The 13,991-nt window shown below is 52.5% G+C and carries 12 protein-coding genes and 1 tRNA gene; 4 read left to right on the top strand and 9 right to left on the bottom strand.

Annotated elements, in window-relative coordinates; all coding sequences use genetic code 11:
* Window positions 1-533: 533 nt before the first annotated feature.
* Both GTPT_RS03790 and eptB read right to left on the bottom strand, forming a co-directional pair.
* A tRNA-Pro gene (locus GTPT_RS03790) sits at window positions 534-610 on the bottom strand.
* Between the two features lie 111 nt (window positions 611-721).
* Entirely contained in the window at window positions 722-2,410 is a 1,689-nt protein-coding gene (gene eptB / locus GTPT_RS03785) for a kdo(2)-lipid A phosphoethanolamine 7''-transferase (protein ID WP_029991732.1), read from the bottom strand.
* Between the two features lie 220 nt (window positions 2,411-2,630).
* Here eptB and GTPT_RS03780 point away from each other — a divergent pair, with 220 nt between their 5' ends.
* The 3 genes from GTPT_RS03780 (at window position 2,631) to GTPT_RS03765 (ending at window position 5,180) form a co-directional block, all read left to right on the top strand.
* Window positions 2,631-3,248, top strand: a complete 618-nt coding sequence (locus GTPT_RS03780) for an HD domain-containing protein (protein ID WP_025904137.1) — start codon at window positions 2,631-2,633, stop codon at window positions 3,246-3,248.
* Window positions 3,249-3,384: 136 nt separating this feature from the next.
* Window positions 3,385-4,098: a DUF3053 domain-containing protein gene (locus tag GTPT_RS03775; RefSeq protein ID WP_025904136.1), complete on the top strand. Its 714-nt coding sequence runs from the start codon at window positions 3,385-3,387 to the stop codon at window positions 4,096-4,098.
* Window positions 4,099-4,817: 719 nt separating this feature from the next.
* Window positions 4,818-5,180, top strand: coding sequence for a YibL family ribosome-associated protein (locus GTPT_RS03765; protein ID WP_029990667.1), 363 nt, complete (start codon window positions 4,818-4,820; stop codon window positions 5,178-5,180).
* Between the two features lie 65 nt (window positions 5,181-5,245).
* Here the strand turns inward: GTPT_RS03765 and GTPT_RS17415 are convergent, their stop codons facing one another.
* The 3 genes from GTPT_RS17415 to GTPT_RS03755 form a co-directional block, all read right to left on the bottom strand.
* Window positions 5,246-5,422, bottom strand: a complete 177-nt coding sequence (locus tag GTPT_RS17415) for a DUF535 family protein (protein ID WP_241964930.1) — start codon at window positions 5,420-5,422, stop codon at window positions 5,246-5,248.
* Window positions 5,423-5,769: 347 nt separating this feature from the next.
* The gene (gene sodA, locus GTPT_RS03760) at window positions 5,770-6,387 is read right to left on the bottom strand and encodes a superoxide dismutase [Mn] (protein ID WP_038010899.1); all 618 of its coding nucleotides are present in this window, start codon (window positions 6,385-6,387) and stop codon (window positions 5,770-5,772) included.
* Window positions 6,388-6,584: 197 nt separating this feature from the next.
* Window positions 6,585-7,925 carry an aspartate aminotransferase family protein gene (locus tag GTPT_RS03755; RefSeq protein WP_029990668.1) on the bottom strand — a complete coding sequence of 447 codons (1,341 nt, stop codon included), beginning with the start codon at window positions 7,923-7,925 and terminating at the stop codon, window positions 6,585-6,587.
* Between the two features lie 187 nt (window positions 7,926-8,112).
* On the opposite strand from GTPT_RS03755, the gene GTPT_RS03750 reads away from it, so the two are divergent.
* Window positions 8,113-8,889: a DeoR/GlpR family DNA-binding transcription regulator gene (locus GTPT_RS03750; protein ID WP_025904132.1), complete on the top strand. Its 777-nt coding sequence runs from the start codon at window positions 8,113-8,115 to the stop codon at window positions 8,887-8,889.
* On the opposite strand, the gene fdhD is transcribed toward GTPT_RS03750, so the two are convergent.
* The 4 genes from fdhD to GTPT_RS03730 form a co-directional block, all read right to left on the bottom strand.
* Window positions 8,886-9,725: a formate dehydrogenase accessory sulfurtransferase FdhD gene (gene fdhD, locus GTPT_RS03745; RefSeq protein WP_025904131.1), complete on the bottom strand. Its 840-nt coding sequence runs from the start codon at window positions 9,723-9,725 to the stop codon at window positions 8,886-8,888. The genes GTPT_RS03750 and fdhD overlap by 4 nt on opposite strands.
* A gap of 148 nt (window positions 9,726-9,873) precedes the next feature.
* Window positions 9,874-11,943 carry a glycine--tRNA ligase subunit beta gene (gene glyS / locus GTPT_RS03740; protein WP_025904130.1) on the bottom strand — a complete coding sequence of 690 codons (2,070 nt, stop codon included), beginning with the start codon at window positions 11,941-11,943 and terminating at the stop codon, window positions 9,874-9,876.
* Window positions 11,944-11,952: 9 nt separating this feature from the next.
* On the bottom strand, window positions 11,953-12,864 hold the full coding sequence (gene glyQ / locus GTPT_RS03735; protein WP_025904129.1) for a glycine--tRNA ligase subunit alpha: 912 nt from the start codon (window positions 12,862-12,864) through the stop codon (window positions 11,953-11,955).
* A gap of 163 nt (window positions 12,865-13,027) precedes the next feature.
* Complete coding sequence (locus GTPT_RS03730) at window positions 13,028-13,960, bottom strand: GlxA family transcriptional regulator (RefSeq protein WP_038010896.1); 933 nt, start codon at window positions 13,958-13,960, stop codon at window positions 13,028-13,030.
* Window positions 13,961-13,991 lie beyond the last annotated feature (31 nt).

The raw sequence follows: 13,991 nt of genomic DNA, 5'->3' as shown, positions 1-13,991 counted from the left end.
AACATGACCTCTCGCCGCGTCCATGCGGCTCGTCCTGGCCACATTCACTCGCTCAGCGGTGCGATGTCGCCCGACCCACGGTGCAAGCATCAGACAAGAAGACATTTTACGTATTTTAAAAGACTAAACACGGGGACTACTGCCCGGATAGAAGGTGTTGAGGCGCTATCCGCAGCGCCGAACGCAGAGTGACGGCCAGGCTGAGCCGGCAGGGACGCCGGCGAAAGCACGGCTGAGCCAGGACGGCGAATCCGGGCGGGCCGTCAGGCCGGAGCGATAAGTGAGGGGACAGCGAGGACCTGCGCCAGGCGCGGATTGTTAAGGCCCGCGCCTTCGGGTCTTAACCCGGCCGCCGCCATGCGGCAACTGAAACTACTTCACGTATGACGGGCGGAACCTGCTCAGAGTGGAAAAGAAAAACGGTGGCACAGCCTGTCAGCCGTTATTAACGCGCGGATGATTAACGCCCCGCCCTCGGGCCTTAAACTTTCTACAGACGTAAAAAAACCCGCCGGAGCGGGTTTCTTCGAATATGGTCGGCGAGAGAGGATTCGAACCTCCGACCCACTGGTCCCAAACCAGTTGCGCTACCAAGCTGCGCTACTCGCCGATGGGGGCGAATATTACTGCTGCCCCTGGTCATCGTCAACCGCTTTTTCGTTATCGGCCATGCGTTTGACTAAAAAGCAACCGTCAGGCCGGTAAAACAACCGGATCTCCCTTATCTGCCCTGCCCGGCTCCGGCTGGCATCTGACACCAGTTATTCTTAGCATTGATACCGCCGTCAGGAGATGTGTATCCCAGGCAGCCTAATATCGAATCATATAATTCTGTATGCCGGTGGATCACCCCGTCTTTTGCCTGCTGTTGCAGCTGCGCGAAACGTTGCCTGTTTGCATCATCGGCCAGATATTTATCGGAAGCCCAAACCAGCATAGGGACACGGAATTGCTCCGGAGGCGCCATTTCACGTGGCGTGCCATGGAAATGCGTATTACTGCTGATAGATTCGCCATGGTCGGCCGCATAAAAAACAATCGCCTTTTTATCCCGCAACTGGTCCAGAACATTATCCAGCATGTAATCGACATACAGCACCGAGTTATCGTAAGCGTTAATCAGCTGACCTTCCGAACAAAAATCATCAACCCCGATACATTCCGGCGTAAATCGGGCAAAACTACGCGGATAGCGTTGGGAGTAAAGATAATGCGACCCCTTGGTATGAAGGATCACCAGATGCTTACCTCGCGGATGACCATCCAGCGACTGCCGCAATTTCGGGATAAGCAACATGTCGTCGACCGGCTTCCCATTATTCTGTGGTTCTGAACCTATCTGCTCACGGAATGCCATAGTGTCGACATCGGCCAGTCCGTAAAACCAGACCTCACTCTGCATGGCATATAAATCGGAACTGAACCCCAGCTCCTTCAGTACAGCAAACACATTCTGCTCTTTGAGCGTTCTGCCGGCATTATTTTCGGCACCGCCTTCACGGACAAACATACAGCGTAAGGAGAGTTTAGTGGCGGTATCGCACGACTCCCCACGGAAAGCCACGAGGTTCTTCTCTTTAGATAATAACGGCGTGGTATCCCGCTGATACCCGAGAATACCCATATGATCCCAGCGGGTCGTTTCACCAATCACAAACACGACATACGTATCATCCAGACCCGCCGGCGGCACATAAGTAAATTTACGGGCCGGGTCAAATAAGTTTTTGCCGGTCATCTCCTCATCGAGTTTTGACCAGCCAAACAACCCACTGGCTGTCAGCCAGTTCACAGGCAAATAAGAATGGGCCACCATTCCGCCATAACTGGGTAAGTCGATGTTAGTGACATGTTCACGGTTTTTATATTGTTTATCCAGATACCGGAGTGGCAACCAGACCAGTGCAATACAGATCAGTAAACAGACCACGGGTTTCAGGCGCTGCCCGCGGTGTGCCAGTTGCGAACTGAGGCACCCGGCCAGCCGGCTGTACCAAATCAGAAACAGCGGGAGCAGGCTGCCAGCGATCAGCCAGAAATAGAAATAGTCACCGACGACCTCTTTTGAGAGATCGGTGTCTGTCGTCAGGACCGAAGCGACAATGCCGTAACCAATAACGACGTTAAAGACCATCATATAATAAGCTGAGGCCACCGATATCAGTACGATCAGCGATGCACTCACCCTGAAAAAAACTTTCCCGCCAAGCGATAACAGGCGAAAAATGACCACGCAGACTAAAAGTGCGGCGACGATTTCCGCCACAGCTGAAAAGCCCCCCAGAAAATTAAAATGTTCTGTTATCCCCTGAAATCTTCGTGCAAAAACCGACCAATTCAGAAAAATACCAATATAAACTGCCAGTACCAGAGATAACTGACTCTGACTCAATTCTTTGATTTTATTCATTACAAAAACCCGACCCCAATCACTATAAAAATTACTTCCCTCCTTCAGAGTCCTGATCACGTCAGGAGTTCGACATATTTTATAATATATAATTACATAATGATTTTTATGGAAAACAAAAGAAACCCGGTTAATTATATTTAAACCTGTCAGCCAGGCTTGCAGAGGCCTTGCTGAGCATTCTATAGTCTCTGAGAGTATGAATATTTACAGGTGAACTATGCCCGATTCATTGGAAGAAAAAGCAAAACGCTTTGCCTGTCATGTCCACGCTCAGGCAAAACAACGGCGTAAATACACGAATGCCCCCTATATTGTTCATCCGGGGGCTGTGGCTGAGCTGGTACGTACCGTGCGGGGAGATGAAACCATGCTAGCCGCAGCATGGTTACATGACACACTGGAAGATACGCCGACCACAGCTCACCAGTTACAACAGCTGTTCGGTCAGGAAGTCGCTATGCTGGTAGAGATGCTGACTAACCCGCCTTGCCGGGCACAGGACCGGGTGCAACGTACGCAGTTTCGTTTACAACATACCGCTAAAGCCTCACCCAACGCGCAAACTATAAAAATTGCCGACATCATCGATAACACCCGGGATATCGTGGATAATGACCCTGACTTTGCGCCGATCTATCTGATTGAAAAAAAACTACAACTCAGATTATTACGTCATGGCGATCCCTTGCTGTGGCAGCAGGCTAATAAACAGATAACGCAGGCCATTCTCCGCCTGAGTGCACCCCCTTTTAATATCCCGTCCCGTTGGTTTCGCCACCGGGCCCGTCAATATCTCTCCGACCGGGAGGCAGGGACACCGCCGAAGCAGAGATAGCGAAAATAAATAAAAAGAAGAGAGCATGCTTTTTCTGCGATCTTCTCCGTTGGCGGGAGTGCTGCTTTGCACTATCCTTGTGGATCTCTCTGCTTGTAAAAAATGCAAGCTGTCGAATAACAGGAGTCTGTTTCTTATGACGTCAGGTATTTTCCGTGTTACTAAGCAAGCCGGATTACTGCTTACAACATTGTTTATAGTTTTTCAGCTCAGTGGTTGCGGCGATAAAGAAGCCGAATCCCGCCAGGCTTTTAGTAATTTTCTGCAAAATACAGTGATGCGTAGCAGCTCTCAGCTACCGACTCTGAGTGAAAGTCAGAAGAAAAGTTTTGGAAGTTTTACCGGTGATTACGCCATTCTTTACGGATTCTCACAGCAACTGAACAGAGCGATGAATGACGGCGTCCGTCCGGTCACCGATGAATTATCGGCTATCCGTGTACCGGCAGATTATCTGTCACACCGCGATCCGCTCCGTCAGGCGGCCGGGGCGCTGAATGTGGTGACTCAGCAGGTTCAGAATGCCCGAAACCTGGCAGACAGTAGCCGTACATCTATAAAGTTACCTGCCGACCTGCAGAAAACTTACGATGAGGCCTATGCCAAAGTCGTTACTCAGCCTGCTGAAACTGTACTGCCGCTGCTGCCTCAATTGCAGACCCTGGCTCAGGCCGTGGTGGATACCGGCGACTTCCTGCAGGCACAGAACAACAACGTCAGTTTTGCCGGCAACAGTGTTCAGCTTTCGTCTCAGGATCAGGTGAAACAATATAATGCACTGATGAGTCAAATCACCAGTGCAGCCCCCGTACTGAATCAGCTGCAACCACTACTCAGTAATCATCAATAAATCCGCCAGACGTCAGAAGCAACGAAATAACTTCTGGCGTCTGATGTCCCGTGATCTCTGCAGACATCCTTTAACCGGATATAAACAACGCGTTACCGGATCACCCACGGTGAATACTTGAGGGCTAATAAGAAGAACGCCTGGCCAGTTTATATTTTATCAGGCAGTGTTCCTGAGATAAAATATCGAAGTTAACTCAATTAATGACACAACCAATGGCATTGATTGATATCCCCTGCTGATATTGTTTTCCTGAAGTTATTAAAAACATAACCTATAATAATCATCTGAAAATACCCTAAAGACTCGATTACCCTCTTTTAAATAATCATTCAGCCTGAGAAGAGTGACAGGAAATGTATTCTTCCGCATCGGCCCTGCCATTCCATCCTTTGACGATAAAGAGTTCCTGTAAAAAAGTGACGGGTATCAGTGAGTTCAGCGAATGCGGACGATAAACCGATACGAGCAGGAATATAAATGATAGCGGCCGGGCAATGTGACAGGGTGAGATCTCTGGATAAGGGCGGATGATCCGCGGGAGTGCTACCGTACTGAGAAAGTCATCCGGGGCTGCCGGAAGTGCCCGGCGGCCGTGTCTATCGTTGCCATCTGCGGCAGTATTTACGCAGATAAAGAATATTGCCGGAATCCTGCATATCATTACTGTCATCAGATATTTTCGTGTATCCTTGCCCGCTGTACAGAAGGAGTCAATGATGAAAGAACCTGAAAAAGCCGAGATTAAGCGTCTGAGCGATCAACTCGATGCCGTGAATCACAAATCCCAGCCATTACTCGTAGCGGGTGATATGGAAAAACTGGGAGAACTCCAGAAAGAAAAGCAAAAGCTGGAAGAAGAAATCGCCCGTTTACGTAACGTTCGCGTGAAAAAGCTCAGTTCTGAAGCACAGAAGCTACAGAAACTCACCTTCAGCCGCGCTATTACCAAAAAAGAACAGGCGAACCTGGGGGCTCTGAAAAAATCAGTCCGGGGTATTGTCATTGTCCATCCGATGACGGCGCTGGGCCGTGAGATGGGCCTGACAGAAGTGACCGGCTTTGCCAAAAGCGCATTCTGACCGGCCACTGCCACTCATCAAAGAGGGGCGGTAATTCCCGGTGCGTCTATCACTTGCTGTTCAGGTTACTCCGGCAGCAGATCCCGACGCCGGTATTCTGCCCTTTTCTTACTGGCAACCTCCTCCGGCGGATGACGTCTGACCTTCAGCGATAATCTATAGAGCCCCCGCGAGCCGGCTCTCCTCCCGGACTTTTCCGGAACCGATAGAGCACCGGACCTTCCCGGCGCAAGAGTCACCATCGTCACGCCCTGCTGCTGACAGCACAACATAATTCACTTTCCATGCTCTGTCGGGGCAGTATCTGCTGTTAATGACTGACCAGGGTCATGCGATATTCGGCATTTTAGTGATCCCGGAATAAACGGCACCCTAAATATAATTTAATTTCATGATGTTACGAGAAATAGTTCCTGAGAATGGCTCAACGGAAATTTCATCAACCGGAACATGTCTGAAGAAAACTGCGGGAATAAATCGGCGGCTGACAGGCGGTTTACTTTGCGGGCAGGTGCCAGAAAGCACTACCGGCAGTGAAGACTGCCGGCAGATAACTGACCGCGCAGGCGGTCATTAGTCGTTAACGGAATTATTTTGCAGAAGCAAAACGGGCCGCAGCCTCATCCCAGTTAACCACGTTCCAGAACGCTTTGATGTAGTCAGGGCGTTTATTCTGGAACTTCAGGTAATAAGCGTGCTCCCAGACATCCAGACCCAGGATTGGGAAACCGGAAGTCCCGGAAACAGCTTCACCCATCAGCGGGCTATCCTGGTTCGCGGTAGAAACCACGGCCAGTTTATCACCCTGTTTTACCAGCCATGCCCAGCCGGAACCAAAACGGGTCGCTGCGGCTTTCTCAAACTCCGCCTGGAACTTTTCAACGCTACCGAAATCTTTCTCGATAGCCGCTTTCAGTTCGCCCTGCAGAGTGGTTCCGGTTTTCAGACCTTTCCAGAACAGGCTATGGTTAGCATGACCACCGGCGTTGTTACGCAGTGCGGTTTTCTTATCTGCAGGCACCTGGTCCAGTTTAGTGATCAGTTCTTCAACCGGCAGTGAAGCAAATTCAGTGCCTTCCAGCGCCGCGTTGGCGTTGTTGACGTAAGCCTGGTGATGTTTAGTGTGATGGATTTCCATCGTTTCCTTATCGAAATGCGGCTCAAGCGCATCATAAGCGTAAGGCAGGGATGGCAGTGAATAACTCATGTTCAACCTCTCCATTCTAATGTAAGGACAGCACACCCGGAGGGATGTACTGTATAAGCACTGGCTTCCATTATAGTTAAATAATTGATCGGGAAAAGGAGAATCACCTCTCATCCGGGAGTAACGGTTTGTTTTCAGTGCAAAAAAAACTGCCGAAACCTTCCGATTTCAGCAGTTTTTGCTAACAATTACCGGTTTCAGTGCCCCAGAGCGGTCAGTGATTTATCCAGCGCACCCACCAGCCAGTCGATGTCCGCCACCTGGAAAGCCAACGGAGGCCGCAGTTTCAGTACATTCCCGTAAGGTCCGGCGACCGAAGTCAGCACACGGTGTTCACGTAACTGCTCAATCAGATCCAGTGCCAGAGTTTTATCCGGGGTTTTGCTTTCGCGATCTTTCACCAGCTCAAAACCAATAAATAATCCGGCACCACGGACATCCCCGATACATTCGTGTTTATCCATCAGTTGACGTAATTCAGCCAGTAACTGTGCGCCGACGACGCGACTATGTTCCTGCAGCTTTTCTTCCTGAATAACATTCAGCACCGCCTGTGCCGCCGCCATCGCCACCGGGTTCCCGCCGAAGGTATTAAAGTAAGGGATCTCATCGCTGAACGTCGTCAGCACTTCACTTCTGGCCAGTAAGCCAGAGACCGGAATGCCGTTCCCCATGGGTTTACCGGTCGTGATAATATCCGGCACCACATCATGGCGACCGAAGCCCCAGAAACTGTCACCGGTTCTGGCAAACCCGGGCTGAACCTCATCAGCAATAAAGATACCGCCGTTACGGTGAACGACATCCACGGCCTGTTTTAAGAAACCACGCGGGTTAGGGAGTACCCCATCCGAGGAGAAGATAGAATCGGCCAGAAACCCTGCAAATTTAATACCGTGCGCCGCCATGTCATCGATCTGACGCTGAATTTCGGCGGCAAACCAGGCACCTAAATCCGGCGCATCGACACGGTAATCATCCGGCGGAGAGACCAAACGGGTGGTCGCGGCCAGGGGCTGCCCGCTTCCCAGCGCCGGGGACGCGCCGGAGGTCAGGTCGCTGGTACCGTGATAGGCTTCTTTGGTCACAATAATACCGGTGCCGCCACTAAATGAACGCGCAACGCGGATGGCCAGATCATTGGCTTCAGAGCCGGTACACATATACATGGCTTTATTAATTTCTGCCGGCGCTGTCGCCAGTAAGGCTTCACTGTAATCCAGAATATTTTCATGCAGATAGCGGGTATGAGTATTCAGCATTTTCATCTGCCGGGTCACGGCATCAATCACTGCCGGATGACAATGCCCGATGCTGGCGACGTTGTTATACACATCCAGGTATTTATCACCGTTCGCATCCCACAGATATTGCCCTTCCCCGCGTACCAGGTGCACCGGTTTACGGTAGAACAAGCGGTAGGAGTCACCGAGGACTTTACTACGCTTCTCTGTCAGGCTGCGGGTGTCTGCATCCAGCCCGGCAGCATGTTCTGCACGGAAGCTGTTGGTATCCATGATGGTGGAACGAGTGGCCATAAAAACTCCTGTCACAATAATCAGCGGGAATACGGATAAATGAAATCTCGATAACTCCATCATGGCTGATTTTCAGAAAAATGCAACAAAATACACAAACACAAAAAAATACACACCAAAGGTGTGCAGGCTGCGCTACACTGGAACAACTGGTATTATCCGACCCCGGTTTTATTGAGGATGTTTTATGTTGCAGGAAACGCGATTACACCGAATTCGTTCATTAATCAGTACCCATCATCAGGTCAGTACTGAGCGCATCATAAAAGAACTGGGAGTTTCCCGCGAAACCGCCCGACGGGATATTATCGCGCTGGAAGAACAAGGGATCGCCCGCAGAGTGCATGGCGGTATCGTCGCTATTGATGCGCCGGCCGAACCCCCGCTGACTCTTCGCTATGCCGCACGGGAAAAAGAAAAACGCAGTATTGCCCGTTGTGCGGTACAGCAATTACATGCCGGACAAACCCTGTTTCTGGACTCCGGCAGTACCACCACCCTGCTGGCTCAGGAACTGAGAACCATGTCAGGCCTGACCATTATTACCAACAGTCTGCAGGCAGCACTGGCGCTGACTGCCACAGAGAATGAAAGCCAGCTGGACCATGAGGTGATACTGCTTGGAGGCACAATGTCGGCCGGGACACAGCAAACCCGGGGCGGGAATACCATCAATGAGATCCACCGTTATCAGGCCGATGTGGCACTGCTGTCACCGGTCGGCGTGGATCCCACCAACGGGGCCAGCAGCTTTTCGCCGGAAGAAGCCGCGATAGCTACCGCGATGACCCGTCAGGCCAGACAACTGATCCTGCTGGCTGACCACAGTAAACTGGGGATCACCAGCCGCTATTGTTATGCCCGTCCGGAGGAGATCCATCTGCTGATTTCTGATCAGGCCGCCGGAGACAGCCCGGTGTGGCAGGCACTGACCCGTTCGCTGCACCAGATCATTTGTGCCTAATACAGACGTTGCGGATGGGTATAGACGGTGGCCCGTCCGGGCTTACTGAATCCCACCAGGGTCAGTCCACAGCGTTCGGCCACATCGACGGCCAGTGTCGTGGCCGCAGACACAGCGAAAAGCAGTTCGGCACCACACATCGCTGTTTTCTGTACCATCTCATAACTGGCCCGACTGGAAACAATGACCGCGCCGTGATGCCACTGCCGCTGGCTGCGATACCCCAGCAGTTTATCCAGTGCCACATGCCGCCCGATATCCTCACATCCCTGTATCAGTGAGCCATCTTCGTTCATCCAGGCTGCCACATGGGTACACCCCGTCTGCTGGCCGATCGGCTGAAATTCTGACAATTGTGCCAGCCCGCGATCCAGGTTTTGTAAATCAAAGCGCTGCGTAAACGGTAAGGGCGGTACCGGCTTACCGATGTGTTGTAATTGCTCCACACCGCAGACTCCGCAGCCTGTTCGCCCGGCCATAGCTCTGCGCTGTTCTTTCAGCGCCATAAAGCGGCGGGCAGACAATTCTATCTGTATTTCAATCCCCTCACACACCGGGACCACGTCCATACCGTAGATGTCGGCGGGCGTCGAAATAATGCCTTCAGACAAGGAAAAACCCAGCGCGAACGCCTGCAGATCCAGGGGGGAGGCCATCATTACCACATGAGAAATGCCGTTATACACCAGGGCCACGGGAACTTCTTCCGCCAGAATATCCTCCTGTGCCGCCGGGTCGGCACTCTGCTGAATAGCGTCCCGGGTCCGGACCGGATGGCGTCTCAGCCCCTGCGCTGAAAGGATGTCGGAGTCAGAGGGCTTGGGAAGAGTGTTCATAGGATCTGTTCCGCAGATGGGTGCTTTTCGGTAAGAAGATTGACTGTATTTAGCATACAAACCTGGCTGGGTGTTAGCCGTACGGGCGGAAATACGGCGTAAAAAAAGCGAGCCGGAGGCTCGCTTTGTCGTATTTCGCAGTTAAGACTTACTGTAACAGGGAGATATCCGCCACCTGCAGGAACAGATCACGTAACTTCGCCAGTAACGTCAGACGGTTAATCCGCACGTCTTTCTCTTCAGCATTCACCATCACTTCACTGAAGAAGTTATCCACGGCTTCACGCAATTGAGCCAGCTCGATCAGGGCTTCCTGATAACGGCCTTCTGCAAAGTAAGGCTGCAGTTTGCTGGTCAGCGCGCTGACATAGGTCGCCAGAGTGATCTCGGCATTCTCTTTCAGCAGTGAGGCCTGTACGCTATCGTTCAGCGGCTCATCCGATTTTGCCAGGATATTAGAGACACGCTTATTCGCTGCCGCCAGAGCCGCAGACTGCTCAAGAGTACGGAAATGCGATACAGCACGCATACGGGCATCAAAGTCTGCCGGACGGGTTGGACGACGCGCCAGTACCGCTTGCAGTGTATCAACACTGTGACCTTCTTCCTGATACCAGGTGCGGAAACGACCCAGCATAAAGTCGATCACGTCATCCACCACGTTAGCATTCGTCAGCTTATCGCCGTACAAACGTACCGCTTCTTCTGTCAGTGTCTGCAGGTCTAATGGCAGGTTTTTCCCGACAATAATACGCAGCACACCCAGCGCTGCACGACGCAGAGCAAACGGGTCTTTATCCCCTTTAGGATGCTGACCAATACCGAAAATACCGGCCAGGGTATCCATCTTGTCGGCAATCGCCAACGCACAGGAAACCAGCCCCTGTGGTAACTCATCCCCGGAGAAACGTGGCTGATATTGCTCATTCAGCGCCAGAGCGACATCTTCAGCTTCACCGTCATGGCGTGCATAGTGCATGCCCATCACACCCTGGGTATCGGTGAATTCAAAGACCATGTTGGTCATCAGGTCACATTTCGATAGCAGGCCAGCACGGGTCGCATGACTGACGTCCGCCCCGATTTTCGCAGCAATCCAGCCGGCAAGCGCCTGAATACGATCTGTCTTATCACGCAGGGTCCCCAGCTGTTTCTGGAACAGTACGCTTTCCAGACGGGGTAACTGGTCTTCCAGACGCTGCTTACGGTCGCTGTTAAAGAAAAATTCCGCATCGGCCAGGCGCGGACGAACCACTTTTTCGTTGCCGGAAATGATCTGCTGAGGATCAGACGACTCAATATTGGTCACGAAAATAAAATTAGGCAGTAACTGACCGTCAGCACCATAGACAGGGAAATATTTCTGATCCCCCTTCATGGTGTACACCAGGGCTTCCGCCGGCACTGCCAGGAATTTTTCTTCGAAGGTCGCGGTCAGAACCACCGGCCATTCGACCAGAGACGTCACTTCTTCAAGCAGGCTGTCATTCAGGTCTGCCGTGCCACCCAGCTTTTCCGCCGCGGCTTCTGCACCGGCCTTGATAGCGGCTTTACGGGCATCATAGTCGGCCATCACTTTACCGCGTTCCAGCAGGATCTGCGGATACTGATCCGCACTCCCGATACTGAATTCAGACTCACCCATAAAACGGTGACCGCGGATGATACGATCTGACGGTACGCCAAGGATCGTCGCCGGGACCACTTCATCGCCCAGCAACAGTGTCACGGTATGAACCGGGCGAACAAATTGCACATCACTGTCTGCCCAGCGCATCAGCTTAGGCACCGGTAATTTACTCAGCACACCGGCAACCATGCCAGGCAACAGAGAAACCGCGCTCTCGCCTTTCACCGCCGCACGGTAAAGCAGCCATTCGCCTTTATCGGTTTTCAGTCGTTCGGCCTGATCGACCGTAATACCATTACCGCGCGCCCAGCCTTCGGCCGCTTTGGTCGGTTTACCTTCCGCATCAAAGGCAGCCTGAATAGCCGGGCCGCGTTTTTCAACTTCACGATCGGCCTGTGCCGCACTTAACGCCGCAACTTTGACGGCCAGACGGCGCGGAGCAGCAAACCACTCCACAGCACCGTGTGCCAGCCCTGCGCTATCCAGTTCAGCCGTCAGTTGTGTGGCAAAAGATTCCGCCAGCTGACGTAAGGCTTTTGGTGGCAGCTCTTCGGTGCCGATTTCCACCAGAAAGGTTTTTTCTGTCATCGCTGCCTCTTATTTGTTGTTATTGCACATCGGGAAGCCCAGGGCTTCACGGGAAGCATAATAGGCCTCAGCCACGGCTTTGGTCAGGGTACGAATGCGCAGGATATAACGCTGACGCTCTGTGACAGAGATGGCTTTGCGTGCATCCAGCAGGTTAAAACTGTGCGCAGCTTTCAGAATACGTTCGTAGGCTGGCAGAGGAAGCGGTTTTTCCAGCGCCAGTAAGGTCTGAGCTTCTTTCTCATACTGTTCAAAGCAGCTGAACAGGAAAGGCACATCAGCGTACTCAAAGTTATAGGTCGACTGTTCCACTTCATTCTGGTGGAACACATCGCCATAGGTCGTTTTACCGAGCGCGCCATCACTCCAGACCAGGTCGTAGACACTGTCAACACCCTGAATGTACATCGCCAGACGTTCCAGACCGTAGGTGATTTCACCGGTCACCGGTTTACACTCAAGACCACCGACCTGCTGGAAATAGGTGAACTGTGTCACTTCCATGCCGTTCAGCCACACTTCCCAGCCCAGTCCCCAGGCACCCAGTGTCGGGTTTTCCCAGTTATCTTCCACAAAGCGGATATCATGCACGCCAGGGTCAATGCCCAGTGCCTGTAACGAGCCGAGGTACAGTTCCTGCATATTTTCCGGAGACGGTTTAATCATCACCTGGAACTGATAGTAGTGTTGCAGACGGTTAGGGTTCTCGCCGTAACGTCCGTCCGTCGGACGACGTGAAGGCTGCACATACGCCGTCGCAATGGGTTCTGGCCCCAGAGCACGCAGACAGGTCATGGGATGCGAGGTACCCGCACCGACTTCCATATCCAGAGGCTGAACAATGGTGCAGCCTTGTTGCGCCCAGTAATCCTGCAAGGTCAGGATCAGGCCCTGAAAGGTCTTGGTATCAAACTTTTGCATGTTGAGTTCGCACACTATTTGGCCGGATGAAAAAAAGTGGGTCGTAGTATACCCTTTGACCGGCAGATGTGCAGCCGGAAATCAGCGCAAGGCAGGTCCCGCGCTGAATTGCCTCGTCACCGCTCTACGCGAAAACAGCTCCCCCGGTCTTCCGGGGACGACGCTATCCGGGATTATCTGCGCTAAGGCGTAACGCCGTACGCCGGAAATGACGGGCCGATGAAAATCCCGCGGCCAGTGCTGCTTTCTCAATACCTTCCCCTTGCTGAATGCGCTGCTCTGCCACCGCAACCTGTAACTGTTGCTGATAGGTATGAACGGTGACCCCAAGATGTTGACGAAACAAGCGTGTCAGGTGACGACCGCTGACATGGGCCCGTTGCGCCAGTTGCATCAGTGACCAGTGTTGCTCCGGGTGCTGGCTGATAAGATCCTGAGCCCGATGGATCGCCGGATGCAGGTGATTACGATAGCGTAACCAGGGAGAAAGCTGCGGATCATTCCCGGAACGGCGAAACCAGACCACCATCTCCCGGGCGATATCCAGTGCCTTTTGCGGACCGAATAACCGGTTAACCAGATGCAGAGAGAGATCAATCCCTGTCGTGATCCCTGCGCTGGTCCAGATCCCGCCATCCTCTACAAAAATACGGTTATCCAGCACACGTGCAGCCGGTGCGCTTTCTCTCAGCCGCGCCAGTAGCTGATGATGGGTAGTACACAAAACCCCATCCAGTAAACCAGCTCGGGCAGCCAGTAATGCCCCGGCGCAAATACAGACCAGAGTTATTTCCCCGCGGTGGATTGCCGCCTGCTGATGTCGCAACCACAGACAGGCTTCCGTCGCTGCTGGCAGAGTCAGCTGATGTTGCGAATTTTCGAGCCCGGGAACGATCAGGATACTGCCGGATGGCAGACGTTCCGGCAGGGGTAGAATATTACTGAGAGTCATCCGGGTCGAGGTGAAAACTGTCGCGTCGGGCCCCGTGTAATATAACGCTACATCCCGGCACGCCAGGCGGAGTGTTTCAGCCGGCCCGGCCATGTCGAGCGTCATCACTCCGGGCAACGTTAAAAACCAGACCGGGATCGTCACAGGCAATACCTTATCGTCATGGGGAATAATA

It is taken from the genome of Tatumella ptyseos ATCC 33301 (genome assembly GCF_000735525.1).
In the GTDB taxonomy this organism is placed as follows: Bacteria; Pseudomonadota; Gammaproteobacteria; order Enterobacterales; family Enterobacteriaceae; genus Tatumella; species Tatumella ptyseos.
The sequence above is the reverse complement of the archived record's forward strand: the minus strand, read 5'-3'. Positions and strand labels throughout refer to the sequence as shown.